Genomic DNA, 24864 nt, shown 5'->3' with positions numbered 1-24864 from the left:
CTCAATACTGCACTTTCTTTTCTATGTATTTGAACTGCAGCACAGTCAATGCAATCACTATCGTCATCAGTATCACGGACTGCGCGGCAGCACTGCCAAGATCACCGCCCTTGAAACCATCATTGAAAACTTTGAATACCAGAATCTCGGTATCCTTGCCAGGACCGCCCTGGGTGGTCGCCTCAACAATTGCAAAGGTATCAAAAAAAGCGTAGACGATGTTCACGACCAGCAAGAAGAAAGTTGTTGGTGTCAGCAATGGGAAAACGATGGTGAAAAAGCGCCTCCACGGCCCGGCACCATCTATGGCAGCTGCCTCTATCAGCGACTTGGGTATGGATTGCAAACCCGCCAGGAAGAATAGAAAGTTATAGCTGATCTGTTTCCAGATCGCCGCCAATACAATGAGTATCATCGCGTGACGGCCATTCAAGAGATTATTCCACTCAATACCAAAATGGCGCAGGCCATGGGCAACAATACCCAGAGTTGGATTGAGCAAGAACATCCACAGCACACCTACTACCACAGGTGACACCGCATACGGCCAGATCAGCATAGTCTTGTAGATGGAACTGCCCCTGACTACCCTGTCAGCAAAAACAGCCAGCAGCAAAGACAGGCTCAGGCCCAGAACAGCCACCAGACTGGAAAACAGCGCGGTGGTCTTGAATGCTGCCAGATAAGTCTCATCGGCAAACAACATCTTGAAATTATCAAACCAGACAAACTGCGTGGACATGCCAAAGGCATCCTGCAACAAGACGGATTGATACAAGGCCTGCACCGCAGGCCAGAAAAAAAACAGCACCGTTACCAATAACTGCGGCAAGAGCAACAGATAAGGCAACCAGGCCGAACGAAACCGCGCACGCTTTTCCAAAAAAACCTCTATTGAGTTAGGGACAGACCGAAAGGCTCACCACAGAGGCACCGAGACACAGAGAAATTCAAGAGAAAATCTGTGTAAGTCCAAGAGAAGTAAGCCTCAGCATTAAGCTTTTGACCTTCTCTGTGCACCTCTGTGTTGAGAGGTCTTGATCTTGACCTTACTTATTCGCTTTTTCGAAACGATCCAGCAATTCATTGCCCCGCAAAACAGCATTATCCAGCGCGGCCTTGGCTGATTTTTTACCACTCCAGACTGATTCCAGTTCCTCATCCATGATGGTGCGTATCTGGACAAAACTGCCCAGGCGAATGCCACGGGATTTGTCTGTGGTCTTGACAATCATCTGTTGCACGGCAACGCCAGGGCCAGGTGTTTTTTCATAGAAACCAGACTTCTTGGTCATCTCGTAGGCGGCATTGGTGATGGGTAGGTAGCCAGTTTCCTGATGCCATTTGGCCTGCACCTCTGGCTGTGAGAGAAACTTGTAGAACCTGGCGACACCCTTGTATTCCTCTGTCTTTTTGCCATTCATGCTCCACAGTGAAGCACCACCGATGATGGTGTTTTGCGGTGCACCTTTGACGTCTGAATAGTAAGGAAGCGGTGCGACGGCAAATTTGAACTTGGCATTCTTGGAAATATTACCGTAGGCAGAACTGGATGAAGTCAGCATGCCACATTCGCCAGAATAGAACTTGGCTTCCGGCTCATTCTTGCGACCTGCATAAGTGAAATAACCTTGCTTGGCCCAGTTTTCCAGATTTTCTATATGACGTACATGCAGCGGACTGTTGAATGTCAGGCGTGCGTCGAGGCCGCCAAAACCATTGCCTTTGGAAGCAAATTCCACGTTGTGCCAGGCTGAAAAACTTTCCAGATGCACCCAAGTTTGCCAGCCTGTGGTGTAAGCACACTTTTCGCCACTGGCTTTCAATCGACCAGCCGCAGCAACCACTTCCTGCCAGGTTGTCGGTGCCTTATTGGGATCCATCCCGGCTTTGGTGAACATATCCTTGTTATAGTAAAACACGGTAGTTGAACTATTGAAAGGGAAGGACAGCATTTCACCCTTGGGTGAAGTGTAATAACCTGCTACTGCGGCCACATAACCGGATGCATCGAATTTCTCACCTGCGACTTTCATGACTTCAGATACCGGCTTTACCGCCCCCTTGGCATACATCATGGTCGCCGTGCCAACCTCAAACACCTGCAAGATATGCGGCGCATTACCGGCACGGAAGGCCGCGATACCCGCCGCCAGGGCTTCGTCATAACTGCCTTTATAGACAGCAGTGACCTTGTATTCATTCTGGCTTTTATTGAACTGATCAGCCAGCGCGGTCACACGGTCGCCCAGTGCGCCTGTCATCGAATGCCACCAGTTTATTTCTGTCACTGCATGGGCAGAGCCGGCAAAGCTCATCAATACAGCGGCACTGGCCCAAGCCAGTTTGGTATGCAATTTCATAGATAGCCCCGGAAAACTCGTCATAATTATATGAATTTATTGCAACATCACGCCGAGCAGATGACCTGATGGTTTCAGGCTTTCAGGCAAGCTCTGAATGTAGCAAATCGCTAAGATATCACTCGAAACTACCCTCTGTATAGATAACACTTATAATTCTGCCATGCGCAACAACAAAGCTTAATCATGAATTTCTTGCTGACTCGCCTGGGCTGGTACATCAAACTGGTCAGACTACACAAGCCCATAGGCATACTTTTACTGCTCTGGCCAACTTTGGCAGCCCTGTGGATAGCTTCGAATGGCCAGCCAGACTGGCAACTGGTAGTGATTTTTAGCCTGGGTACGGCTCTGATGCGATCAGCCGGATGTGCGATTAATGATTATGCTGACCGCGATTTTGACCGCCACGTAAAACGCACGGCAGACCGGCCGCTGACCAGCGGCAAGATATCCGGCAAAGAAGCTGTGGGTGTTGCCGTTGTGCTGGCGCTGATTTCTTTTTGCCTGATCCTGCCCCTGAACAGTTTGACCAAGATGCTTTCAGTGGGCGCAGTAGTGGTTGCTGGTAGCTATCCTTATTTCAAGCGGTTCTTTGCCATTCCCCAGGCTTATCTGGGCATAGCCTTTGGTTTTGGCATCCCCATGGCTTTTGCCGCAGTGCAAAATACTGTACCTTTGGCGGCCTGGATACTGTTGCTGGCAAATGTTTTCTGGGCCGTTGCCTATGATACTGAGTATGCCATGGTGGACAGGGATGATGATTTAAAGATAGGCATCAAGACTTCTGCCATTACCTTTGGCAGCTATGATGTGTTCGCTGTTATGCTGTGTTACGCCATCAGTTTCGCGTTGATATCGCTGGTAGGCTGGCAATTGGGGCTGAGCACATGGTTTTTTGTTGGTATGGGTGTCGCAATAATTTTCGCGCTCTACCACTACACCCTGATACGCGAACGTGAACGCATGGCCTGTTTTGCAGCTTTCATCAATAACAATTGGCTGGGTGCCGCAATCTTTGCTGGCATTGCTATTGACTATGCAGTAAAGTAAGTCAATAACTTGCAACTTATCCAATGCATTTTTCTTGCGCTGACGCAAACTCCTCAGGCTCTTTTTGAATAGACTGAAGTTCACTTACCAACCAGAAAGGACGAATCATGAGTACAGTAGACGAACATAGAGAACAATTGATGAATGACTTGCATCTTGTCATCCGTGATGCTGAAGAACTATTGAAGAATACCGAACAGCATGGCAGCGAAGGTTTCCAATCTGCCAAAGCCCGATTTGAAAAAACCTTGAGAAATGCCAAGGCAGAAGTAGAACGTATAGAAGACCTAGTGGTTACCCGTACCAAGGAAGCTGCCAAAGCGACTGATGTGTATGTCAAGGAAAACCCATGGCAGTCTGCAGGTATTGCTGCTGGTGTAGGCTTGCTGGTGGGCTTGCTCATTGGCCGTAGCAGATAAGTAATGGCCATCAGCGACTCGCTGAGACAAGTTGTCACGACATTTGGCAATCTTGTCCACACCCGGCTGGAACTGGCTGCCGTCGAACTGGAAGAAGAGTTGGCGCACTTTTCTTCTGGTTTGCTTTGGTCATTGACAGCGCTTTTTTTTGCCGGCATTGCTGTCATGCTGGCGGTACTGACTGTGGTTGCCGCTTTTTGGGACACCTACCGCTATACGGTCCTGCTCAGTTTGCTGGCGCTGTTTGCGCTGCTCTCATTTGGCATATTCACCTGGCTACGGAGCAAATTCCGCCGCAAGCCTGGTTTCCTGTCACACAGTTTGGCTGAATTGAAAAAAGACGCTGCCAGCCTGCGTGGCAATGACGCCAGTGAAAAAGGACAGGTGTAAAGCATGGGCAATCATCAGGAAAGACTGGCATTGAGACGCCAGGCATTATTATTGAAGATACAGGCAGAACGCAGCCTGATGACAATACATTGTAAGGACTTCAAACAATCCATGGGCATGGCCGATGTCGCTGCAGGTTTGCTTGGCAAAGCCGGGCAAATAGCACGTCAACGCCCATTGCTAGGAGGTATAGCCATCGCAGCAATTTTGGTGCTAAAACCCAGAAGGATATTTTCTTTTGCAAAGTCTGCATTGCTGGGCTGGGAAACCTGGCGCAGCGTAGCGACGATAGTGCAACGCATGCGCGCAGATGCGATCGATACCAGTAACTGACAGTCAACTGCCAGGCAAGTAGTTCAGGCGATTGCTCCTGATGTAGCAATCGCCGCTGCCAGAGCTGATTCAAACAATAGCTTGCCTAATCACAGACTCTCTTTGCCAAACTCGTCACCCAGCTCTTTACCCCTGTGAGCGGCGGCCTTGATGGCATTCACAATGGCCAGTTTGACCCCAGCGTTTTCCATGCTGCTTAACGCTGCATAAGTAGTGCCACCCTTGGAGGTAACGCGTTCACGCAGCACACCGACTGGTTCCGTGGCCTGTGATGCCAGTTGCGCTGCACCGGTAAACGTCGTCATCGCCAATTGCAAACCCTGTTCCGGACTCAAACCCAGTTCGATGGCAGCCTGCTGCATCGCTTCAATGAAATAAAACACATAAGCCGGGCCGCTCCCCGATACCGCAGTCACCGCGTCCAGTAAACTTTCATCTTCCAGCCAGATGGTTGCACCCACCGCCTGCATGATATGTTCAGCCATTTGTTTTTGCTCTGCACTGACAGCGTCCAGGGCAAACAGGCCGGTCATGCCCTGGCCTATCAATGCCGGTGTATTGGGCATGGTACGCACAATTTTTTCATAGCCCCCAAGCCATCGCGCCAAATCAGTAGCACGTATCCCAGCAGCGATGGAGATCAGTAATTGCGCATCCACGTAAGGACCCAGCCCCTGCACAACTTCACGCAATTGCTGAGGCTTGACGGCCAGGATAATCGCATCCATCTCGGCCAGCCTGGCATCGATTGTCAGCGCTGTTGTCACACCATAGTCGCTGACCAGCTTGTCTAGCGACGCCTGGCTCAAGTCTATGACGTGGATATGTTCAGCAGTGGTAAGGTTTTTTAGCAAGCCGCCTATCAGTGCATTTGCCATATTGCCACCGCCTATGAAGGCGACTTTTTTCTTATTTTGCATAGTTCCGGTTTCCAAAAATAGCTGTTCCTATCCTGAGCATGGTACTTCCTTCGGCGATTGCCGCATGCATGTCCGCACTCATGCCCATGGACAGTGTATCCAGCGTTATTCCTGCAGCCTGTATGGCATCGCTCAACTGCTTCAATTGTCTGAATGCCTTTCTTTGCACCTGCTCATCATGGCTGGCTTCCGGTACGGCCATCAAGCCACGCAGTTGCAGACCCGGCAATACTGCAATTTTTTTTGCCAGCACCAAAGCTTCTTCAGGTAAAACGCCACTCTTGCTTGCCTCGCCACTAACATTAACTTGCAGACAAATATTCAGTGCTGGCATCTCTGCAGGCCTTTGCTCGGACAAGCGCTGGGCGATTTTTTCCCTGTCGACTGAATGTACCCAGGCAAAATGCTCGGCGATGGGGCGGGTCTTATTACTTTGTATAGGGCCTATAAAATGCCATTCGAGCTGAAGTTGCGGCTTTTTTGCCTGTACTTCCTGCATCTTCTCCAAAGCTTCTTGCAGATAATTTTCACCAAAACAGTGCTGACCCGCCTCTGCAGCTTCGATGACCGCATCAGCCGGAAAGGTTTTGGATACGGCCAGCAAGCGCAGTTGTTGCGGATCGCGCCCGTTGGCAAGCGCAGCAGCACGGATATCCGCAGTTACGGCTTGCAAGTTGTCAGAAATTGAGGACATAATCAGTAACCAAAAATCTATCTATTTCGTTGTGAACTGCTGGCAAAACTACCCTCCGCAGCTTAATATGGCTTTTATCACGCTATTAATCAATTACCCAACCAGATCAACAACGATCTCATTACCGGAATTATAAATGGACATTTCAGAACTGCTGGCGTTCTCCGTCAAGAACAATGCCTCCGACTTACACTTATCTTCCGGCTTGCCGCCCATGATACGGGTACATGGTGACGTCAGACGTATTAATTTGCCACCATTGGAACATAAAGATGTCCATGAGTTGATCTATGACATCATGAATGACTCACAGCGCAAAGCCTATGAAGACACGCTGGAGTGCGATTTCTCTTTCTCCATCCCTGGCCTGGCCCGCTTCCGTGTGAATGCGTTCAACCAGGAACGTGGTGCCGCTGCCGTTATGCGTACCATTCCATCCAAGATTTTGTCGCTGGAACAGTTGAACACGCCCAAGATTTTCGCTGAGCTGGCATTGAAGCCACGTGGCCTGGTACTGGTGACCGGACCTACCGGTTCTGGCAAATCAACAACCCTGGCTGCCATGGTGAACCATCTCAACGAACACGAATATGGTCATATCCTGACGGTCGAAGACCCGATAGAATTTGTGCATGAATCCAAAAAATGCCTGATCAACCAACGTGAAGTCGGCCCGCACACCATGTCTTTCAATAACGCTCTGCGCTCAGCTCTGCGTGAAGATCCTGATGCCATCCTGGTCGGTGAGTTGCGTGATCTGGAAACCATACGCCTGGCACTGACAGCTGCAGAAACCGGTCACTTGGTATTCGGCACACTGCATACCTCTTCCGCTGCCAAAACCATCGACCGTATTGTCGACGTTTTCCCCGCTGAAGAAAAAGAGATGGTGCGTTCGATGTTGTCGGAATCCCTGCAAGCAGTTATCTCGCAAACCCTGCTGAAAACCAAGGATGGCTCTGGCCGTGTGGCGGCACATGAAATCATGCTGGGTACGCCAGCGATACGTAATCTTATTCGTGAAGCCAAGATTGCACAGATGTATTCGTCGATACAAACTGGTAGCAATATTGGCATGCAGACCCTGGATCAAAATCTGACTGACCTGGTACGCCGCAATGTCATCTCGGTGGCAACTGCACGTGGCGCAGCCAAACAGCCAGACAATTTCCCAGGCTAAGAGATCAAAAGGACAAAAACATGGAACGCGATCAGGCCACCAAATTTATGAATGATTTGCTGAGGCTTATGCTCAGCAAAAACGGTTCAGACTTGTTTATTACGGCAGACTTCCCGCCGGCCTTCAAGATAGACGGACGGGTAACACCAGTCTCCAATCAACCATTGTCCCCTGCTCACACTATTGATCTTGCCCGTTCTATCATGAACGACAAGCAATCCTCAGAGTTTGAATCGACCAAAGAATGTAATTTCGCAATCAGCCCTGCGGGCCTGGGACGTTTCCGCGTCTCAGCCTTCATGCAACAAGGCCGCGTAGGTTTGGTATTGCGGACGATTACCACGGCTATTCCCAAGCTAGAAGACCTGGGGTTACCAGAAAACCTCAAAGAAATCGCCATGACCAAGCGCGGCCTGGTCATCATGGTGGGTGCTACCGGCTCGGGTAAATCCACTTCGCTGGCGGCCATGTTAGGTTATAGAAATGCGAATAGTTACGGCCACATCATTACTATCGAGGACCCGATAGAATATGTGCATCCACATATGAATTGCATCATTACCCAGCGTGAAATCGGGATTGATACCGAAGACTGGGGTGCAGCCCTGAAAAACTCCCTGCGCCAGGCACCGGACGTTATCCAGATTGGTGAGATACGCGACCGCGAAACCATGGACTTTGCCGTCGCCTTTGCAGAAACCGGCCATCTTTGCCTGGCTACTTTGCATGCCAATAGCTCCAACCAGGCACTCGACCGTATCATCAACTTCTTCCCTGAGGAACGCCGTGCCCAGTTACTGATGGATTTGTCGCTGAACTTGAAAGCCGTTATCTCCCAGCGCCTGGTGCCATTGAAAGGCCGCAAGGGTCGTGCAGCCGCAGTGGAAATCATGCTCAATACCCCGTTGGTTTCTGACCTGATCTTTAAAGGTGCAGTACATGAGATCAAAGAGATCATGAAAAAATCTCGTGAACTGGGTATGCAGACCTTTGATCAATCGCTGTTTGATTTACATGAAGCTGACGAGATCACTTATGAAGATGCCTTGCGTAATGCTGACTCGGTCAATGAACTGCGCCTGGCCATCATGCTCAAAGGCAAAGATGCCAAAGACAGGGACCTGACTGCTGGCACCAAACATCTGGGTATCGTATGAGTGCGCTCGCTTTTCAGGCCAATAATCTGCAGGGAGAGCCTGTCGATCTCAAGCAATATGCAGGCAAGGTATTGCTGATCGTGAATACCGCCAGCAATTGCGGTTTCACGCCACAGTACAAAGGCCTGGAAGCAATTTACCAGCAGTTCAGGGACAAGGGTGTAGAGGTGCTTGGCTTCCCCTGCAACCAGTTTGGTCATCAGGAACCTGGTTCTGCTGGAGAGATCGGCTCTTTCTGCGAAAAGAATTATGGTGTGACCTTCCCCCTTTTCGACAAAATAGATGTGAATGGCGACAAGGCTCACCCCTTGTTCCAGCACCTGAAAAGCCAGGCTCCTGGCTTATTAGGGAGTCAATCCATCAAATGGAATTTCACCAAATTCCTAGTGAAGAAAGATGGCACGGTCTTCAAGCGCTATGCACCACAAACAGCGCCCAAGGACTTGCTGGATGATATAGAAAAGCTGCTGGCCGAATAAACAAAAGAGCAATCATTGATTGCTCTTTTTTTGTGCTCCCAATTATCCAGGCTCAATCTCCGCTTCCTGAACTTGCATCATTTGATCAATTAATTCTACCCAATGTATCACTGGCGTATCAGTCCCTGATTGCAAATGCGTCAGGCAACCTATATTCGCAGACAAAATCATCTCGGCATCGGTCGCCGCCAGATTACGTAATTTGTTATCGCGCAACTGATAGGAAAGCTTGGGTTGCAAGACAGAATATGTACCGGCTGAGCCGCAACATAAGTGACTGTCGGCGCACAGCTTCACGTCAACGCCTATGGCCGTCAACAGGCCTTCGACCTTGCCGCGTATTTGCTGGCCATGCTGCAAGGTACAAGGTGGATGCCAGGCAATACGCTTGTTGATTTTACCTTGCAGGCACTGCACCAGTTGAGGCTGGAACTCAGGCAAAATTTCACTGAGGTCGCGTGTCAGTGCCGAGATTTTTGCAGCCTTTGCAGCATAGGCTTCATCATGCGCCAGCAAATGCCCATATTCTTTTACCGTGGCACCGCAGCCAGACGCGGTCATGACGATGGCTTCTGCACCAGCTTCCACATACGGCCACCAGGCATCAATATTCATGCGCATGTCATTGAGGCCATCTTCATGCTCATTCAAGTGATAGCGTATGGCTCCACAACAACCAGCCTTGGGGGCAATTTGCAATTGCACGCCCATGGCATCAAGCACCCTGGCGGTGGCAGCATTGATATTCGGTGACATGGCGGGCTGTACGCAGCCATCCAGCAAGAGCATCTTTCGGGCATGTTCAGTTTGCGGCCACAAGCCTGCATCTTGTGCTACCGGCACTTTATTTTGTAATGACTTGGGCAAGACTGCGCGCAGGCTTTGACCCAGCTTCATCGCTGGATTGAAGATCCATTTACGTGGCAGCACGGCTTTGAGAGCAGCACGATTCAGTTTTTGGAACAGCGGGCGACCTACCTGTTTTTCCACCACCTGGCGGCCTATATCCACCAGGCGGCCATATTGCACACCGGACGGACATGTGGTTTCGCAATTACGGCACGTCAGGCAGCGGTCCAGATGTTGCTGGGTTTTGACTGTAGCAGGCTTGCCTTCCAATACCTGCTTGATGAGGTAGATACGGCCACGCGGGCCATCGAGTTCATCACCAAGTAATTGATAGGTCGGGCAAGTGGCTGTACAAAATCCGCAATGTACACACTTGCGCAAGATATCTTCAGCCTCTTTGCCTTCGCGTGTGTCTTTGATGAAATCAGCGAGATTGGTTTGCATTGTCTTTACCAGCCTTTGTACATGCGACCGGGGTTAAATATACCGGCGGGATCAAAAGTATTCTTCAGGCGTCTGTGTATTTTTTCCAGTGGTGCAGACAGGGGGGCGAACACGCCTATGCTCTTGTCACCACCACGGAACAGGCTGGCGTGACCACCGGCAGCCAGCGCAGTCAGACGTATCAGCTCGGGTTTTTCTGTGCTGTAGAGCCAGCGCTGCGCCCCGCCCCATTCGATCATGGATTTGCCAGTCAGCTTCAAGGCGGCGCTGGTGGATGGCAGCGATAAGCGCCATAAACCATGCTCTTCTTCCTGCTGAAAAAAATCCTGGGTCTGTTCGCGCAAGGCTATCCAGAAAGCTGTAGCATCCTGCATTTCTTCACCACCCAGTCTGGCCTTGGCGGCACGCACTGCGGCTTCTGCACCTGAGAGGCGCAGCATCAGACGGCCTACATGCCAGCAACTGGCCGAGATAGGTAAAGCCTGGCCTGCCCACTGATTCAAACGCGTCAATGCGTCTGCCTCTGACAGGGCAAACACCAAGGTGGTTTCTGCAAAGGGACGTGGCAAGACCTTGATGGAAATATCCAGCAGCAAACCCAGGCAGCCCATGGAACCTGTCAGCAGACGCGAGACATCATAGCCTGCGACATTCTTCATGACCTGACCACCAAATTCCAGCACCTGCCCTTGCCCATTCATGAGGCTGACACCCAGTACAAAATCACGCGCAGCACCTACGGCTGGCCGCCGGGGGCCAGACAAGCCTGCAGCCACGACACCGCCTATGGTGGTGGTAGCGCCAAAATGCGGCGGCTCAAATGCCAGCATCTGGTTCTGTGCCGCCAGGGCAGTTTCTATTTCTGCCAGCGGTGTGCCGCTGCGGGCAGTCAGCACCAGCTCAGTCGGGTCATATGCCAGGATGCCGCTATAAGCGCGGGTATCCAGTACCTCACCCTGCACTTCCTGCCCATACCAGTGCTTGCTGCCACCGCCCTGTATCTGCAATGCGATACCGCTGGCGCTTGCTGCCAATATGCGTTCACGAAAATTGTCTAGCGTCGTTTGCATGCCATCGTCCAATTAAGTCTAGCCTCTGTCTTTAAAAACGCGGCAAATCAGGGAATTTCAACACACCTTTTTTTACATGCATGCGGCCGTATTCGGCGCAGCGATGCAGAGTAGGTATGGCTTTGTCTGGATTAAGCAAGGCTGCAGGATCGAAAGCCCGTTTCAAGGCGAGGAAGGCAGTAATCTCTTCACTGGAAAACTGTACGCACATGGAATTGATTTTTTCTATGCCCACGCCATGCTCACCGGTGATCGTGCCACCGACCTTGACACATAACTCCAGTATCTCGGCACCAAATTCCTCGGCCCTGTGAAATTCCCCTTCTTTATTCGCATCAAATAAAATCAGCGGGTGAAGATTGCCATCGCCAGCATGAAAGACGTTGGCGCAACGCAGGCCATATTTTTCTTCCATGGCTGCGATACCGATCAGGACTTGCGCCAGATGTTTGCGCGGGATGGTGCCATCCATGCAGTAATAATCGGGTGAAATTCGGCCAGCAGCGGGAAAAGCATTCTTGCGGCCAGACCAGAAACGCAGGCGTTCTGCCTCTGTATTGGAAACTGCCAGCGCAGTCGCGCCTGCCTGCTCCAGCACGGCACTCATGCGGGCAATTTCTTCTTCGACTTCTTCTATGGTACCGTCTGATTCGCAGAGCAGAATGGCCTCGGCATCGGTGTCATACCCTGCCTGCACAAAGGGTTCGACCATGCGCGAAGAGGTCTTGTCCATCATCTCCAGCCCGGCCGGGATGATACCTGCGGCGATCACGCTGGCCACAGCATTGCCACCTTTGACGACGTCATCAAACGAAGCCATGATCACACGTGCAGCTTGCGGCTTGGGAATGAGTTTGACGGTCACTTCAGTGACGACTCCGAGCATGCCTTCCGAGCCTATGAACACTGCCAGCAAATCCAGACCAGGCGCATCCAGCGCTCCGCCACCCAGCTCTATGACTTCGCCTTCCATGGTAATGGCGCGCACGGCCATGACATTGTGTACCGTAAGGCCATATTTGAGGCAATGCACACCACCAGAATTTTCTGCCACATTGCCGCCTATGGTGCAGGCGATTTGCGAAGACGGGTCGGGCGCGTAATACAAGCCGTGAGCTGCTACAGCTTCAGAGATGGCGAGATTACGCACACCTGGCTGTACCACCGCAGTGCGGGCATAGGCATCGACCTTGAAGATCTTATTGAGTTTGGCGGTTGACAACACCAGGCCATCAGCAATCGGCATGGCCCCGCCAGACAAACCAGTGCCAGCACCACGCGGCACGATGGCGATCTGCTTGTCACGGCAGATATTGATGATGCTGATGACCTGGCTTTCATTCTCTGGCAGTGTCACCACCATGGGTAACTGGCGGTAGGCAGCCAGGCCGTCACATTCATAAGGACGGGTATCTTCTTCATCATACAAAATGCAATGCGCAGGCAATTGCTGACGCAGTGCGCGCACAAGATCTTGCTGGCGTGAAGATATGGCGAGGGATGCTTCCATGCTGGCTCCTGTTGATTCAAGGAGTGTAATCAGCTTTCCCTGTCTTGTGATGAATTGTTATTAGAAAATGCGGCAAATACTTTTCATTGTTCCTTGTAGAAGTGCTGTATGCAACAGCTTGCCAAGGAGAGCATAGAAGAGAATTACAGAGCGGGAAATTTTCAGCTTTGTCGACACAGAAGATTAAATTACCTAGCGCCGGCTTTGACCAGGGCATCTATCATTTTCTTGTTTGGCTTGGCTACTACCTTAGCCCATGACAAAGGCTTATCACCGTTAGGTGCAGTCGCAGTCACGTCAGCTTTTTTTGCTGATAAAAAGTTGGACTGTTTTCAGCTTAATTGACATCACTGCAGAGAATAAAGATGTTTGCCCGTCACCATTCGTGGACTCTATACTGGCCAGCTTTAAGCAATGCCAGGATAATGTCGTTATTACCCTTCAATGCTGCCAGCTTCATGAAAGTGAGGTGGCGCGGCTGTCTTCCTGCAAGCCCCAGATTGATCTAGTCCTCAATGCGTTTTCTACGACTGAGCGTTACTGTCAACAATCGCGTTGAGCATGGCAATGTACTGGCGGCATTCTGACTTGCTCAAATCGCCTTCGCCAGCATATGCTGTCATCGCTACAATGATTTTAGAAAATAAGCATGCAAAAAACAAAAGGACGCCGAAGCGTCCTTTTCCAGGAAATCAACAAAGATTATCTTGGCAATTAAGCTGAGAATGAAGAACCGCAACCACAGGTGGTTGTTGCATTCGGGTTCTTGATCACGAACTGTGCGCCTTCGAGGTCATCCTTGTAATCGATTTCTGCGCCAACCAGGTACTGGTAGCTCATGGAATCGATCAGCAAATGGACGCCATTCTTGGTCATGGTCGTATCATCTTCATTGGTGATCTCATCAAATGTGAAACCATACTGGAAACCTGAGCAACCACCGCCTTGTACGAAGACGCGCAGTTTCAGGTCAGGATTACCCTCTTCTTCAATCAGCTGGGCTACCTTGGCAGCGGCGCTTTCAGTGAAAACAATGGGTGCGGGCATTTCGGCAACAGCGTTCATAATTACTCCTTCAGACTATTTACCATCATTATAGACCCGCACAGAAATCTATGCATTGTTCGCCGCGAGTTTCAATACAGGTTCTTGTGCCAGGTCATGGCTAAGCTTGCCAGAAACCACGGCACCACTCAGCATTTCCAGTGTTTTGTAGTGCACATCTCCGAATATTTGTGCTTTTGGCTGTAATTCAAGCAATTCTGACGAAAATACCGGTCCATGGATGACGCCATTCACCACGATATGGGCGGCGCGGACTTCACCATCAATTTTTGCCTGCTCAGAAATTATCAGCATGCTGGATGCTTCAAGCTCAGCGACGACATTGCCACGAATATGACCATCAATACGCAAACCGCCTTTGAAGTGCAAATCGCCTTGTATGACGGTGGTTGCACCGATGAGGCTATCTATGGTGTTCTTGGTTTTTCGATTAAACATTCTTGCTCCCTTTTGAGGAAATGCGCCAGAACCCGCAGCGTATGAGAAATGCTATTTTTAGCAATTGCAGCAGTTTCTTTGCGTGGTTTTAAATTGACCGCTTATAAATTGACCATTTGTTGAGCACGGATCTGACCATTGGATAACACTTTGGCCTGCACACCTTTAACCGTAGCACCCTCTGGCAAGGTAATCGTACCTTCCAGCCTTTGATAATGACGGAATGACAATTTTAGCTTTCCGGCATCGCCCGACTTAGGATCGGGAAACAGCATCGTAGCAGGTTTACCAACTTGTACCAAGTTCAGGCTGAATTGCATTTCCCCAGTGAAATCCCGGCCATTCTTTCCGCCTTGCATAACCAGCGCCCTATAGCGCAATTGACCTGGGCCGAGCATTTCCACCTTGAAATTTTGCAGGGAAATTCCTTCGGCTCCTACCGCCGAGGGTGTCAGGCTTTCAAAAAATGCCAGATCATCCTTGAGCTTGAGATTTTCTGTCGTCAAGGCCTTGACCTGGTCAGTCAATTGCTTTTGCGTGGACTTGTCGATATTGACCGTGCTTTCTATGGTATTGGCCGTCAGCGATAACTTGTCACGCTCAGCAGTCAGCTCCGTTATTTTTTCTTTCAATTCTTCAACTTCATCGGCGCTGACCTTGGAACCAGAGGCAAAACTCTTGCCAAGATCATAAGTCCACCAGGCAATACCGGCAGCGATCGCTATGACGACGCCAGCCATGGCAACCTTGAATGTCCAAGGCTGCTCATGGGTAATCGTCATTTTTGGCGCAAGAAAGCGCTTGGGAGTCAGACGTGACTTTGCCATGACCACGCTTATGGCATGACCGGTACGTGCATCAGCCCGGTGCTTTCTTCCAGGCCAAACATCAGGTTCATACACTGCACAGCCTGACCAGATGCACCTTTCACCAGATTGTCCTGCACTACCAGTATAACGACAGTATTGCCATTATTTGGCCTGTGCAAAGCCAGGCGCAACGTATTCGAGGCGCGGGTAGAACGGGTCTCCGGATGTGAGCCAAATGGCAATACATCGACAAAGATTTCATCCTTGTAGGCGTTTTCAAACAGGGCTTGCAAGTCTTCGTTGCTGATTTCTGTGTTCAGGCGGGCATACAGGGTGGAATGCATGCCGCGTATCATCGGCACCAGATGCGGTGTAAACAGCAGGCCGATCTGGTCTTTGCTGATGCGCTGCAATTGCTCTATGGTCTCAGGGGTATGCCTGTGGCCGGACACGCCATAGGCTTTGAAGGTGTCACTGGTTTCCGAGAACAACAGACCCAGCTCAGCCTTGCGGCCAGCACCGGAGACACCAGATTTGCAGTCAGCGATCAGGTTGCCAGCATCAATAATGCCAGCCTTCAGCAGAGGGGAAAACCCCAGCTGCATGGTGGTTGGATAGCAGCCTGGATTGCCAACCACTCTGGCAGTCTTGATGGCGTCACGGTTCAGTTCTGGCAAGCCATACACGGCTTCTTCCAGCACCTCGGTACAGGTATGCGGGATGCCATACCATTTTTCAAATTCAGCCACGTTCTTCATGCGGAAATCTGCTGCCAGGTCGATGACCTTGACGCCAGCGGCCAGCAATTCTGGTGCCTGCGCCATGGCGACGCCATGTGGGGTGGCAAAGAAGACGACGTCGCATTCTTTGAGGTTGGCTTTGTCAGGCGCAGAAAAAGCGATGTCCACGCGCCCGCGCAAGGAAGGATACATTTCAGAAACCAGCAAGCCATCTTCCTTGCGGGAAGTGATCGCCGTGATGTGCGCCTTCGGATGAGTGGCCAATATGCGCAGTAATTCTACCCCGGTATAACCCGTGCCACCTACAATGCCAATTTTAATCATATGCTTTCCTTGCAAGAAATTTTGACGCTATTCTAGCAGCATAAGAGTCCATGCCGTAGAGACTGAAAAAACTCGTTACATGCTCCAAAGCAAAAAAGCCGCCCATACAGGCGGCTTCTTTGTAGCAATTGCTTCCAGCGATAAAAAATTAACGCTTGGAGAATTGTTTTGCGCGACGTGCTTTGCGCAGACCAACTTTTTTACGTTCAACTTCGCGAGCATCACGAGTAACGAAGCCTGCTTTTGACAATTCTGGTTTCAAAGCTGCATCGTAGTCGATCAGAGCACGAGTGATACCGTGGCGAACAGCACCAGATTGGCCGGATTCGCCGCCGCCGTGAACGTTAACCATAATGTCGAATGTTTCGAGATTATTAGTCAGTTCCAGAGGTTGACGGATGACCATCAGGCCAGTTTCACGAGAGAAATACTCGTTTGCTGGTTTGCCGTTGACAACGATCTTGCCGCTGCCGGATTTCAGGAATACGCGAGCAACTGCGCTCTTGCGACGGCCAGTTCCGTAGTTGTAATTACCGATCATGGCTAATCCTTAGATGTCGAGTACTTGTGGTTGCTGAGCTGCATGCGGATGTGTTGCATCTGCATATACTTTCAGCTTCTTGATCATTGCATAGCCGAGTGGGCCTTTAGGCAACATGCCTTTGACAGCTTTCTCGAGTGCACGACCTGGAAAACGCTCTTGCATTTTCTGGAAATTTGTTTCATAGATACCGCCTGGATAACCAGTGTGACGGTAGTATGTTTTGTTCAGGGCTTTAGTACCAGTCACGCGCAGTTTGCCTGCGTTAACAACAACGATAAAATCGCCTGTGTCTACGTGTGGTGTAAATTCTGGTTTATGTTTGCCGCGTAAACGGAGTGCCACTTCGCTGGCAACACGTCCGAGTACTTTATCTGTCGCGTCAATCACGAACCAGTCGCGCTGAACCTCATGGCCCTTAGCGGAAAAGGTTTTCATGTTGAATCCTAATAAAAGTTAAAAACGCCCTCAAATATTCTGTGTTTTTGGTGGTTCTGCCATTAATTTCAGCAGACTCGTCCTTATCACTTCTCCCTTGGGCGATCAGGGAGTCGGAAATTATAGTATTTTCAAAGACTTAGTGCAAGAACTGTTTAATTTTTGTGCAGACTTTGTTGGAAGCAAGTGGCAATACAGGCAAAAAAAACCCGAAGACTGGCTTCGGGTTGAATCCACCAAAAGGAGTAGGTGGAGGAGACAATTGCAGGGTTAGTTAACAGACTTACTATTAACTAACCGATGGGTCAATAATAGGATAAGAAATTGTGCAGTGCAAGGTAATTTACAGTTTGTTGCGCAAAATTTTACGATTCTGCGCAATAGGCTACAATTTATAGATGGTATTTTCTTTGATAACGAGAGGGTGGAAGTATGGAAGCTACAGTACGTTGGACGGGCTCATCTGGCATGTCTTTTCTGGCAGAGACGGGTTCTGGTCATGCCGTTTTAATGGATGGCGCACCCGATGGTGGTGGCCGCAACCTGGCACCGCGCCCTATGGAAATGGTGCTACTGGGTACAGGAGGTTGCTCAGCATATGACGTAGTGCTGATTTTGCGCAAGGGCAAACAGGATATCCGTGGCTGCGATGTCAAGCTGACGGCAGAACGCGCAGAAATTGAGCCTAAGGTATTCACGAAAATCAATTTCCACTTTGTCGTACGTGGCCGTCAATTAAAGCCAAATTTGGTAGAGCGCGCCATCAAGCTGTCACATGAAAAATACTGCTCTGCATCCATCATGCTGGCAAAGACTGCGGAGATGACGCATAGCTTTGAGATTATTGAAGATCTTGAACTGGCTTCAGAGCATCAGACCGCTGCTTGATTGTCTTCATCCGGCTTACCAAAAACATCTGTGTAAGTCGGATAAGAAGAACAATAAACGATAACGAAAATAATAAATGACATGACTGTTAACAACATCACACCAATGTTGATGTCAAATCCCAGAAAAATTATCGCCAACGGGCTAACTAATATTGAAAGACCATACCAGGCAAGGAAATAAACAAGAAATGCCTTCCAAGAATGAAGTACCGCAAAAAAACTGTAAAACATGGATTTAATCAAAGTCATGCGCTGCCAGGCTATTAACGGGACGCTGTACCAGAACGCCATGGCAAATGGAATATAGATCAGTACAGTCAACAAGATCGCCTTGACTGGCAAAGCCTTCTCCAGACTGCCTGCGTCCATAGGTCCGGTCTTCGCCGCTGCCTTCATGAACTCCGACAGCGCCTCGTCATTGATCAAGTTCGAGAACCAATAGGTAAAAAAGAGTGCTGCTATGCGAAGCAGGCCAGAACCCAGCAAGGCAGCCGCATGCGGGGACTGAAAGCCAGTGAACAGTAATCCCGGTGTTATTTTTTGCTCATTTTCAAGATACCGGCAGGCTTGCATAAATCCCACTGAGAATACCGGAAACAAAAACAAGGTAAGAAATTGGCCGGCTACTGGAATGAACCTCAGTAACTGCGTCAACATCATCCACAAAAAAAACAGGCTGAGTAATTCCATAGGACGCTTGCGAAACAAAACAAAGCCCTGCTTTACCCATGTCCAGCCGGACTGTGCGTTAATTACTTTCATCATACTGCAGGCAGGGCTGGTACCTGGCCTGATTCGCGCAAGCGCAGGATGCGCTCAAAATGGGCAGGGTCATGCGGCGTCAGCATTTCAGCATCCCTGGGCTGATAAAAGTCATACAAACGCGACAGCCAGAAACGCAGTGCCGCAGCACGCAACATTGGTTGCCAGGCAATACATTCTTCTTTAGTGAAGGGGCGCACGGCATGATAGGCATTCAGCATGGCTAGCACGCGCTCTTCATCGAGCACACCAGTAGCCACATCAATACACCAGTCATTGACAGTCACTGCCACATCAAAAATCCATGTATCACAACCAGCAAAATAAAAATCAAAGAAGCCTGTCAGGCGCTCACCGTCAAACATGACATTATTGCGGAACAGGTCTGCATGGACGGGCCCGGTTGGCAAGGCGCGGTAAATTGGCGTACTGTCAAAAGCATCCTGGAAATGCACTTCTGCACGCAGCAGGTGCTGCAATTCATCCGAAAGAAAAGGTAAAACCTTGGGCGTGGTGGCATGCCACCAATCAAGCGAGCGCAAGTTTGGTTGTGCGATATTGAAATCTTGCGCCGCTAGATGCATGCGCGCCAGCATGCTGCCTACGGCAGCACAATGTACCGGCTGTGGCGTCATCTGTGAACTACCTTCCAGCTTGCTGACAATAGCGGCAGGCTTGCCATGCAAAGCAACTACTAACTCACCCTGATCATTGGCGATAGGCGCTGGCACCAGTACCCCGCGATCAGCCAGGTGACGCATGAGTTTCAGGTAAAACGGCAATTGCTCGAAACTCAGATTTTCAAAAATCGTCAATACGAACTCGCCTGCTTCGGTATTGATGAAAAAGTTGCTATTTTCTATGCCTGAAGCGATGCCCTTAATATCCAGGGCTTTACCCAAAGGGAATTGCTGCATCCAGGGGCCAAGGTCTTCCAGACTTACCGGTGTAAAAACTGCCATGTCAATTAAAGATAAGAGCTATAGTGAATACTTACTTTGATGCAGCAGAACTGGCTGTTGCAGCTGATTTTGCTTGCGCGGGTGCCAAAACATCAGGTGGGTTACCCTCTTTGACTTCTTTCTTGCCACCGAACTCCAGGATAGTCCATTGCGCTGCCCGATTGGCATCACCCTGCACTGTTCCTTTGGGGGCATTTCCCACTTCAGGATCAGCTTTGACCGTGTAATTGCTTTTTCCTGATTTGACCTGGACTTCAGTCACCTTGCCGCCATTGCTGCGCTTTTCCATCATCTTGTTTTTTGGCTCAGGCTTGCTGACAGATATCCCTTTGGGGTCAGAAACTTCTTCCAGCTTCTCAAGCTTGGGAGGCGGCGGCACATCAGCCTTGGAAGGGGTTTGCGCGAAAACTGCTTGCGTTGCAGTACAAGTCAGCATAAGCATCAGCAGGGATGCAGATTTTTTTGTGATTTTCATGTTGAAGCCCAGGAGCGAATTATATAGGCATTGTAACAAAGCCCAGACTGGACTGACAGGAATATCCGGAATGTTGCCAGCACAAAGCAATTTTCATTGAGCATACGCTGGAATTACAACGTCGCAGGAATTCACAAAAAAAAAGAGTGCCCATACAGGACACTCTTCTCTTTTAACGCATGAAGGGACTAGCCCTTCATGGAATTAGAACTGGTGACGTACGCCAGCAGTCAATTCTTTTACAGATGCGCCGTTAACAGCTGCCAACTCTCTGGAAGTTGAATCTTGTGTCAAACGTGCAAATGCAGCGTACAGGTCAGTACGCTTGGACAGATTGTAGTTGTAAGCAATCGCGAATTGTTTTGCATCGCCAACAACTTTACCTGCTGCAACTGGAGTGTCGTTTTTCACTTGTGTGAAACCAGCAAATACTTTGCTGTTTGCATCAACTGGAACTGTCACAGCCAATGTATAGGCTTTCTTTTCCAAAGTCAGATCATCTGTCGTTTTTTGATAGATGAATACTGGCTTGGCTACACCGAAATTGTAAGATGCTGCAACAGAAACACCTTTCTTGGCGTTAGTGAACAGTTTAGCGTCTTGCGCGCTGTCTTTCAGGTAGTTAAAGCCAACTTCCAGAGCATCAACTTTGTAGCCCAGTGTCAAGCCCAGGGAACGACCAGCAGAATTGTTACCTGCTGCTTCACCGAAACCGTATTGACCAGCAGCAGAGAAACCACTCAGGTTACCTGGTGTGTAATAGAAAACGGAATTGCTTACGCGGCCTGTGGAGTTAGCATTGACGCCAGCAACAGTTGCAGAGCCACCAACGAAGTACAAAGCGCGAACGCCATTGCCGTTGTTAACCAAAGCAGAGCCAAACGGATCAAAATTGTCGAAGTATTTCAGAGTTGGAGACTTGTCACGACCGAAATCAACTGCACCGAAATCGCCAGACAGACCAACTGTGGAACGACGACCGAAAGTACGGCCTTGATCGGATTCGCCTGTATCAACCTGAACGCCTTGTTCCAGAACGAAGTTTGCTTTCAAACCGCCGCCCAGATCTTCAACGCCTTTGAAGCCGATACGGGAACCTGCTTCTTGACCACTTTGGATCTTGTTGAAGCGACCAGCTGGAGTACCGTTGTCCAGGCTTTGGAAGCCAACGTCTACAACACCGTAGATAGTCACTGTAGATTGTGCGAAAGCCGCGCCAGAGAAAGCACCCAGCAGAGCGAGTGCGAAAATTGATTTTTTCATTATCATGTATCCAAAAATGAATGTTAAGTTTTTACCAACATCATCAAGCACGGTAAAAACAGAAGCACAGGTGTTTTACAGCCTTGAATCAGCAAGAGATCCAATGACAAGCGGCACGATACCTGTGAAAAGTGACAACTTGATGAATTCAATGTGTTTAGAAAGCTACACTTTAAATAAGTTCGCAAAATAAAGACACGATGGATATCTTATTTGCATATGCGGAACGAATAGTACACAAAAACCAGGAAATCTGCTGACACACCTGATATTGCACCATTGTTGCAAAGCACCAATTATATAAGGCTGGCAATACGCATTTCAAGTAACTGACTTGAAATTTATTTATTCTCTCGCTTTTCAATATATTAACGAGGATTTTTATTGACTATTCAGCCAGAATTTATTCTATAGATTCCCAGGCATTTTGCTTTTGTGCAATTAAGGCGCGCGAGTACGCACGACCGGTGTACCACATGACCGCACCTATGCCAGCACAGGCAAACTGGCCCAGCGCCAATGTCAGGACAGAATGGTCCAGTGCAGGCGCGGCGACGCCTGCGATGACTGCCCCCAGCAGTGTCACCGTTGCAGACTGGCAAGAGGCAACAATGCCCCGTATATTCGGGAACAGGTCCAGCACCAGCAAGGTCGCTCCTGGTGCCACCAATGACATGCCAAAGGTATAAAAAAACAGCGGGGTCACTGACCACAGGAGTATGGGCGGCGAAAAATAATGGAATATGACGTTAAACAGGGACGCCCCAATTAAAAAGCAAAATCCTATGCTGACTTGCTTCCACACGGTCATTCTGCCTGCCAGCCGGTTGGCAGCCAGTGCACCAAAGAAAATCCCACCTACCGAGGGCACAAACTGCCAGCCGAATTGATCAGGCCCCAAATGCAAATGCTGTGTAATGAAAGCAGGAGCGGCTGAAACATAGAGAAACAGGCCGGCAAAATTAAAGGCTATCGTCCCAGCTTTCAAATGGAATAGTGGGGACTTGAAGACATTTTTATAACTGGTCCATAAAAATTCTGCACTAAAAGGCTGGCGCTTATCCATGGGCAAAGATTCTGGCAAATACTTGTAGCTGGCCCACCATAAGGCTACCGTATAGCCAAACAATAAAAGGAAAATCGCCCGCCAGCTCAGGAAACTGACCACCCAGCCGCCCAGGATAGGAGCAATTGCAGGCGCAATAGAGAAAATCATGGTCACCAGCGACAGCAAACGCTCGGCCGGTGCACCTGCATACAAGTCGCGTATGATGGCGCGCCCCACTACCATGCCCGCACCAGCGGACACGCCTTGCAGGATGCGGAAGCCCCACAAGTAATGAATACTGTGCACCGAGGCGCACCCAAAGCTGGCTACGGCAAAGACCGCCAGAGCAACCAGGATAACATTGCGTCTGCCAAAAGCATCTGACAGCGCGCCATGCCATAAAGTCATGACGGCAAAGGACAGCATATAGGCCGTCAGCGTCTGCTGTACTTCCAGTGGGCTGGCATGCAGGGTAGCCTGGATGTTGGGGAAGGCAGGGAGGTAAGTATCTATGGAAAACGGACCAAGCATGGCCAAAGCAGCCAGTAAGGTCGCCAGGCCAGCATTGCTGATCTTGGTTGCAGAGGACATGGGCAAATTCAGTGTTGCGCCTGATAGCCAGGGCGGCTATCAGGCATGAGACTACAAATTGGGTGGCCGAATACCAGAAGCGAATACTACGCTGCGATTCAGATACCACCCATACAAAGGTATTTCATTTCCAGATATTCATCCATGCCATATTTGGAGCCTTCTCGCCCCAGGCCGGATTGCTTGACGCCGCCAAACGGTGCTACTTCATTCGAGATCAGGCCGGTGTTGATACCCACCATGCCGTATTCCAGTTTTTCAGCAACCCGCCACACGCGACCTATGTCGCGTGAATAAAAGTATGACGCCAGGCCAAAGTCGGTGTTATTCGCAGCGGCAATGACTTCTTCTTCGGTATTGAACTTGACGACTGCGGCCACAGGGCCAAAGGTCTCTTCATTCATGATTAACATGCCAGGTGTGACATTCGACAGCACAGTTGGTTCATAAAAAAGTTTGCCAGCTTCCAGCAATTTGCCGCCCGCCTGTAAGCTTGCACCTTGATTGAGGGCATCGGCCACATGTTCTTCTACCTTGGCGACTGCCTGTGCATCGATCATCGGCCCCTGGTTGATGCCAGCACCAAAGCCATCACCTACCCTGATTTTTTTTGCCCCGGCTGAGAGTTTTTCGACGAAGGCATCGTAAATTGATTCATGCGCATAAAAGCGATTGGTACAGACACAGGTCTGGCCAGAATTACGAAATTTAGATTGCAGCGCACCTTCGACAGCAGCATCCAGGTCAGCATCTTCAAACACAATGAAGGGAGCATGGCCACCCAGTTCCAGCGCCAGTTTTTTTACTGTCTGGGCAGATTGCCGCATGAGAATGCGGCCTACCGGCGTTGAACCTGTAAACGACAAATGTCTGACCACAGGGCTATCGCACAAGACCTTGCCGACAGCGATGGATTGCTCAGAGTCAGCAGTCACAATATTGATGATGCCTGCGGGGATGCCAGCTCTGTGCGCCAGCTCTGCCATGGCCAGTGCGGACAAAGGTGTTTGTTCGGCTGGCTTGATAACGATGGAGCAACCGGCGGCGACCGCAGGAGCCACCTTGCGCGTGATCATGGCGATAGGGAAGTTCCACGGCGTGATGGACGCGCAGACACCAATAGGCTGCTTCAGAACCACCATGCGCTTGTCGCTCCAGGTCGATGCCATGACATCACCAGATACGCGCTTGGCTTCTTCGGCAAACCATTCTATGAAGCTGGCACCGTAAATAACTTCACCCTTGGCTTCTGCCAATGGCTTGCCCTGCTCTGCCGTCATGATGGCAGCCAGGTCGTCGGCATTTTCTATCATGAGGTCAAACCATTTACGCATGAGCATAGCGCGCTCTTTGCCAGTCTTTGCGGCCCAGAGTGGAAAGGCAACTTGCGCAGCCTTGATGGCGGCTTCGGTATGACTGGCGTCCAGATTGGGAACCGTGCCCAGTATTGCCAGCGTGGAAGGATTATTCACTTCAAAACTGGCCGTACATGAGACCCACTCACCATTGATGTAAGCCTGGTCACGCAATAAGGATGGGTCTTTCAAATTCAAATGCTTTGCTGTTGCTTCCAGTGCCATGACTACATCTCCTTGCAGAATCTTGAAGTGAAGCCTCAAGCCTAAAGCAAAACGGCCAGGTCTGCTGCGACAGGGCC

The 24864-nt window shown here is 49.9% G+C and carries 27 protein-coding genes; 8 read left to right on the top strand and 19 right to left on the bottom strand.

Annotated features, from left to right (window positions below; translation table 11 throughout):
* Nucleotide 1: 1 nt before the first annotated feature.
* Together ugpA and ugpB are read right to left on the bottom strand one after the other, a co-directional pair.
* Nucleotides 2-883 carry a sn-glycerol-3-phosphate ABC transporter permease UgpA gene (gene ugpA / locus Q8K39_RS02770; RefSeq protein ID WP_305258188.1) on the bottom strand — a complete coding sequence of 294 codons (882 nt, stop codon included), beginning with the start codon at nucleotides 881-883 and terminating at the stop codon, nucleotides 2-4.
* 166 nt (nucleotides 884-1049) lie between these two features.
* A complete protein-coding gene (ugpB, locus tag Q8K39_RS02765) occupies nucleotides 1050-2363 on the bottom strand; it encodes a sn-glycerol-3-phosphate ABC transporter substrate-binding protein UgpB (RefSeq protein ID WP_186952168.1) in 1314 nt (437 codons plus the stop codon).
* Between the two features lie 186 nt (nucleotides 2364-2549).
* On the opposite strand from ugpB, the gene ubiA reads away from it, so the two are divergent.
* The 4 genes from ubiA (at nucleotide 2550) to Q8K39_RS02745 (ending at nucleotide 4558) form a co-directional block, all read left to right on the top strand.
* Nucleotides 2550-3416: a 4-hydroxybenzoate octaprenyltransferase gene (gene ubiA / locus Q8K39_RS02760; protein WP_305258187.1), complete on the top strand. Its 867-nt coding sequence runs from the start codon at nucleotides 2550-2552 to the stop codon at nucleotides 3414-3416.
* Between the two features lie 107 nt (nucleotides 3417-3523).
* Nucleotides 3524-3835 carry a YqjD family protein gene (locus tag Q8K39_RS02755; protein WP_186952166.1) on the top strand — a complete coding sequence of 104 codons (312 nt, stop codon included), beginning with the start codon at nucleotides 3524-3526 and terminating at the stop codon, nucleotides 3833-3835.
* A 3-nt stretch (nucleotides 3836-3838) separates the two neighbouring features.
* Nucleotides 3839-4225, top strand: coding sequence for a phage holin family protein (locus tag Q8K39_RS02750; protein WP_305258186.1), 387 nt, complete (start codon nucleotides 3839-3841; stop codon nucleotides 4223-4225).
* A 3-nt stretch (nucleotides 4226-4228) separates the two neighbouring features.
* The gene (locus tag Q8K39_RS02745; protein ID WP_305258185.1) at nucleotides 4229-4558 is read left to right on the top strand and encodes a YqjK family protein; all 330 of its coding nucleotides are present in this window, start codon (nucleotides 4229-4231) and stop codon (nucleotides 4556-4558) included.
* Nucleotides 4559-4647: 89 nt separating this feature from the next.
* On the opposite strand, the gene proC is transcribed toward Q8K39_RS02745, so the two are convergent.
* Both proC and Q8K39_RS02735 read right to left on the bottom strand, forming a co-directional pair.
* Entirely contained in the window at nucleotides 4648-5478 is an 831-nt protein-coding gene (proC, locus tag Q8K39_RS02740; protein ID WP_186952163.1) for a pyrroline-5-carboxylate reductase, read from the bottom strand.
* The gene (locus tag Q8K39_RS02735; protein ID WP_305258184.1) at nucleotides 5468-6172 is read right to left on the bottom strand and encodes a YggS family pyridoxal phosphate-dependent enzyme; all 705 of its coding nucleotides are present in this window, start codon (nucleotides 6170-6172) and stop codon (nucleotides 5468-5470) included. The genes proC and Q8K39_RS02735 overlap by 11 nt, the downstream gene beginning before the upstream one ends.
* 136 nt (nucleotides 6173-6308) lie before the next feature.
* Here Q8K39_RS02735 and Q8K39_RS02730 point away from each other — a divergent pair, with 136 nt between their 5' ends.
* The 3 genes from Q8K39_RS02730 to Q8K39_RS02720 are packed head-to-tail and all read left to right on the top strand — an operon-like array spanning nucleotide 6309 to nucleotide 8988.
* Entirely contained in the window at nucleotides 6309-7352 is a 1044-nt protein-coding gene (locus Q8K39_RS02730) for a type IV pilus twitching motility protein PilT (RefSeq protein WP_186952161.1), read from the top strand.
* A gap of 20 nt (nucleotides 7353-7372) precedes the next feature.
* Nucleotides 7373-8509: a PilT/PilU family type 4a pilus ATPase gene (locus tag Q8K39_RS02725; RefSeq protein WP_305258183.1), complete on the top strand. Its 1137-nt coding sequence runs from the start codon at nucleotides 7373-7375 to the stop codon at nucleotides 8507-8509.
* Nucleotides 8506-8988 carry a glutathione peroxidase gene (locus Q8K39_RS02720; protein WP_305258182.1) on the top strand — a complete coding sequence of 161 codons (483 nt, stop codon included), beginning with the start codon at nucleotides 8506-8508 and terminating at the stop codon, nucleotides 8986-8988. The genes Q8K39_RS02725 and Q8K39_RS02720 overlap by 4 nt, the downstream gene beginning before the upstream one ends.
* A gap of 42 nt (nucleotides 8989-9030) precedes the next feature.
* Here Q8K39_RS02720 and glcF read toward each other — a convergent pair whose 3' ends face one another.
* From glcF to rplM, 9 genes are all read right to left on the bottom strand, one after another.
* A complete protein-coding gene (glcF, locus tag Q8K39_RS02715) occupies nucleotides 9031-10281 on the bottom strand; it encodes a glycolate oxidase subunit GlcF (protein WP_305258181.1) in 1251 nt (416 codons plus the stop codon).
* Nucleotides 10282-10286: 5 nt separating this feature from the next.
* Nucleotides 10287-11351 (bottom strand): glycolate oxidase subunit GlcE, encoded by a 1065-nt coding sequence (gene glcE / locus Q8K39_RS02710; RefSeq protein WP_305258180.1) that lies wholly within the window; start codon nucleotides 11349-11351, stop codon nucleotides 10287-10289.
* Between the two features lie 31 nt (nucleotides 11352-11382).
* On the bottom strand, nucleotides 11383-12861 hold the full coding sequence (locus Q8K39_RS02705; protein WP_305258179.1) for an FAD-linked oxidase C-terminal domain-containing protein: 1479 nt from the start codon (nucleotides 12859-12861) through the stop codon (nucleotides 11383-11385).
* Between the two features lie 714 nt (nucleotides 12862-13575).
* A complete protein-coding gene (erpA, locus tag Q8K39_RS02700; RefSeq protein WP_110255173.1) occupies nucleotides 13576-13926 on the bottom strand; it encodes an iron-sulfur cluster insertion protein ErpA in 351 nt (116 codons plus the stop codon).
* Between the two features lie 48 nt (nucleotides 13927-13974).
* Nucleotides 13975-14364, bottom strand: coding sequence for a polymer-forming cytoskeletal protein (locus Q8K39_RS02695; protein ID WP_305258178.1), 390 nt, complete (start codon nucleotides 14362-14364; stop codon nucleotides 13975-13977).
* A gap of 101 nt (nucleotides 14365-14465) precedes the next feature.
* The gene (locus Q8K39_RS02690) at nucleotides 14466-15191 is read right to left on the bottom strand and encodes a DUF6776 family protein (protein ID WP_305258177.1); all 726 of its coding nucleotides are present in this window, start codon (nucleotides 15189-15191) and stop codon (nucleotides 14466-14468) included.
* Nucleotides 15192-15199: 8 nt separating this feature from the next.
* Nucleotides 15200-16237 carry an N-acetyl-gamma-glutamyl-phosphate reductase gene (argC, locus tag Q8K39_RS02685; protein ID WP_305258176.1) on the bottom strand — a complete coding sequence of 346 codons (1038 nt, stop codon included), beginning with the start codon at nucleotides 16235-16237 and terminating at the stop codon, nucleotides 15200-15202.
* A gap of 148 nt (nucleotides 16238-16385) precedes the next feature.
* Nucleotides 16386-16778 carry a 30S ribosomal protein S9 gene (gene rpsI, locus Q8K39_RS02680; protein ID WP_110255177.1) on the bottom strand — a complete coding sequence of 131 codons (393 nt, stop codon included), beginning with the start codon at nucleotides 16776-16778 and terminating at the stop codon, nucleotides 16386-16388.
* Between the two features lie 9 nt (nucleotides 16779-16787).
* Nucleotides 16788-17216 carry a 50S ribosomal protein L13 gene (rplM, locus tag Q8K39_RS02675; protein ID WP_110255178.1) on the bottom strand — a complete coding sequence of 143 codons (429 nt, stop codon included), beginning with the start codon at nucleotides 17214-17216 and terminating at the stop codon, nucleotides 16788-16790.
* Nucleotides 17217-17648: 432 nt separating this feature from the next.
* Between rplM and Q8K39_RS02670 the strand changes: the two genes are divergently transcribed.
* Nucleotides 17649-18104: an OsmC family protein gene (locus Q8K39_RS02670; protein WP_305258175.1), complete on the top strand. Its 456-nt coding sequence runs from the start codon at nucleotides 17649-17651 to the stop codon at nucleotides 18102-18104.
* On the opposite strand, the gene Q8K39_RS02665 is transcribed toward Q8K39_RS02670, so the two are convergent.
* The 6 genes from Q8K39_RS02665 to Q8K39_RS02640 all read right to left on the bottom strand — a co-directional run bounded on the left by Q8K39_RS02665 (nucleotide 18089) and on the right by Q8K39_RS02640 (nucleotide 24787).
* Nucleotides 18089-18868, bottom strand: coding sequence for a BPSS1780 family membrane protein (locus tag Q8K39_RS02665; RefSeq protein ID WP_305258225.1), 780 nt, complete (start codon nucleotides 18866-18868; stop codon nucleotides 18089-18091). The two genes, Q8K39_RS02670 and Q8K39_RS02665, sit on opposite strands and share 16 nt — an antisense overlap.
* Nucleotides 18868-19830 carry a homoserine kinase gene (locus tag Q8K39_RS02660; RefSeq protein WP_186952150.1) on the bottom strand — a complete coding sequence of 321 codons (963 nt, stop codon included), beginning with the start codon at nucleotides 19828-19830 and terminating at the stop codon, nucleotides 18868-18870. The genes Q8K39_RS02665 and Q8K39_RS02660 overlap by 1 nt, the downstream gene beginning before the upstream one ends.
* A gap of 31 nt (nucleotides 19831-19861) precedes the next feature.
* Nucleotides 19862-20305 (bottom strand): hypothetical protein, encoded by a 444-nt coding sequence (locus Q8K39_RS02655; RefSeq protein WP_305258174.1) that lies wholly within the window; start codon nucleotides 20303-20305, stop codon nucleotides 19862-19864.
* Between the two features lie 204 nt (nucleotides 20306-20509).
* Entirely contained in the window at nucleotides 20510-21568 is a 1059-nt protein-coding gene (locus tag Q8K39_RS02650; RefSeq protein WP_186952148.1) for a porin, read from the bottom strand.
* A gap of 403 nt (nucleotides 21569-21971) precedes the next feature.
* Nucleotides 21972-23207: a multidrug effflux MFS transporter gene (locus Q8K39_RS02645; protein WP_186952147.1), complete on the bottom strand. Its 1236-nt coding sequence runs from the start codon at nucleotides 23205-23207 to the stop codon at nucleotides 21972-21974.
* Nucleotides 23208-23305: 98 nt separating this feature from the next.
* Complete coding sequence (locus tag Q8K39_RS02640) at nucleotides 23306-24787, bottom strand: NAD-dependent succinate-semialdehyde dehydrogenase (RefSeq protein WP_186952146.1); 1482 nt, start codon at nucleotides 24785-24787, stop codon at nucleotides 23306-23308.
* Nucleotides 24788-24864 lie beyond the last annotated feature (77 nt).

The sequence above is a fragment of the Undibacterium sp. genome, from assembly GCF_030683615.1.
Lineage (GTDB): Bacteria > Pseudomonadota > Gammaproteobacteria > Burkholderiales > Burkholderiaceae_D > Undibacterium > Undibacterium umbellatum.
Note: the sequence above shows the minus strand (reverse complement) of the source record. Positions and strands in the feature narration are given on the sequence as shown.

What these genes read in the sequence shown, in the direction of transcription:
- Q8K39_RS02725 (WP_305258183.1), top strand. Translation starts at nt 7,373, where the DNA reads ATGGAACGCGATCAGGCCACCAAATTTATGAATGATTTGCTGAGGCTT.
- argC (WP_305258176.1), bottom strand. Translation starts at nt 16,237, where the DNA reads ATGATTAAAATTGGCATTGTAGGTGGCACGGGTTATACCGGGGTAGAA.
- Q8K39_RS02720 (WP_305258182.1), top strand. Translation starts at nt 8,506, where the DNA reads ATGAGTGCGCTCGCTTTTCAGGCCAATAATCTGCAGGGAGAGCCTGTC.
- Q8K39_RS02660 (WP_186952150.1), bottom strand. Translation starts at nt 19,830, where the DNA reads ATGGCAGTTTTTACACCGGTAAGTCTGGAAGACCTTGGCCCCTGGATG.
- Q8K39_RS02670 (WP_305258175.1), top strand. Translation starts at nt 17,649, where the DNA reads ATGGAAGCTACAGTACGTTGGACGGGCTCATCTGGCATGTCTTTTCTG.
- Q8K39_RS02735 (WP_305258184.1), bottom strand. Translation starts at nt 6,172, where the DNA reads ATGTCCTCAATTTCTGACAACTTGCAAGCCGTAACTGCGGATATCCGT.
- erpA (WP_110255173.1), bottom strand. Translation starts at nt 13,926, where the DNA reads ATGAACGCTGTTGCCGAAATGCCCGCACCCATTGTTTTCACTGAAAGC.
- ugpB (WP_186952168.1), bottom strand. Translation starts at nt 2,363, where the DNA reads ATGAAATTGCATACCAAACTGGCTTGGGCCAGTGCCGCTGTATTGATG.
- Q8K39_RS02640 (WP_186952146.1), bottom strand. Translation starts at nt 24,787, where the DNA reads ATGGCACTGGAAGCAACAGCAAAGCATTTGAATTTGAAAGACCCATCC.
- Q8K39_RS02655 (WP_305258174.1), bottom strand. Translation starts at nt 20,305, where the DNA reads ATGAAAATCACAAAAAAATCTGCATCCCTGCTGATGCTTATGCTGACT.
- Q8K39_RS02695 (WP_305258178.1), bottom strand. Translation starts at nt 14,364, where the DNA reads ATGTTTAATCGAAAAACCAAGAACACCATAGATAGCCTCATCGGTGCA.
- ubiA (WP_305258187.1), top strand. Translation starts at nt 2,550, where the DNA reads ATGAATTTCTTGCTGACTCGCCTGGGCTGGTACATCAAACTGGTCAGA.
- Q8K39_RS02755 (WP_186952166.1), top strand. Translation starts at nt 3,524, where the DNA reads ATGAGTACAGTAGACGAACATAGAGAACAATTGATGAATGACTTGCAT.
- glcF (WP_305258181.1), bottom strand. Translation starts at nt 10,281, where the DNA reads ATGCAAACCAATCTCGCTGATTTCATCAAAGACACACGCGAAGGCAAA.
- Q8K39_RS02690 (WP_305258177.1), bottom strand. Translation starts at nt 15,191, where the DNA reads ATGGCAAAGTCACGTCTGACTCCCAAGCGCTTTCTTGCGCCAAAAATG.
- Q8K39_RS02750 (WP_305258186.1), top strand. Translation starts at nt 3,839, where the DNA reads ATGGCCATCAGCGACTCGCTGAGACAAGTTGTCACGACATTTGGCAAT.
- Q8K39_RS02705 (WP_305258179.1), bottom strand. Translation starts at nt 12,861, where the DNA reads ATGGAAGCATCCCTCGCCATATCTTCACGCCAGCAAGATCTTGTGCGC.
- proC (WP_186952163.1), bottom strand. Translation starts at nt 5,478, where the DNA reads ATGCAAAATAAGAAAAAAGTCGCCTTCATAGGCGGTGGCAATATGGCA.
- Q8K39_RS02650 (WP_186952148.1), bottom strand. Translation starts at nt 21,568, where the DNA reads ATGAAAAAATCAATTTTCGCACTCGCTCTGCTGGGTGCTTTCTCTGGC.
- rplM (WP_110255178.1), bottom strand. Translation starts at nt 17,216, where the DNA reads ATGAAAACCTTTTCCGCTAAGGGCCATGAGGTTCAGCGCGACTGGTTC.
- Q8K39_RS02745 (WP_305258185.1), top strand. Translation starts at nt 4,229, where the DNA reads ATGGGCAATCATCAGGAAAGACTGGCATTGAGACGCCAGGCATTATTA.
- Q8K39_RS02730 (WP_186952161.1), top strand. Translation starts at nt 6,309, where the DNA reads ATGGACATTTCAGAACTGCTGGCGTTCTCCGTCAAGAACAATGCCTCC.
- Q8K39_RS02665 (WP_305258225.1), bottom strand. Translation starts at nt 18,868, where the DNA reads ATGAAAGTAATTAACGCACAGTCCGGCTGGACATGGGTAAAGCAGGGC.
- glcE (WP_305258180.1), bottom strand. Translation starts at nt 11,351, where the DNA reads ATGCAAACGACGCTAGACAATTTTCGTGAACGCATATTGGCAGCAAGC.
- rpsI (WP_110255177.1), bottom strand. Translation starts at nt 16,778, where the DNA reads ATGATCGGTAATTACAACTACGGAACTGGCCGTCGCAAGAGCGCAGTT.
- Q8K39_RS02645 (WP_186952147.1), bottom strand. Translation starts at nt 23,207, where the DNA reads ATGTCCTCTGCAACCAAGATCAGCAATGCTGGCCTGGCGACCTTACTG.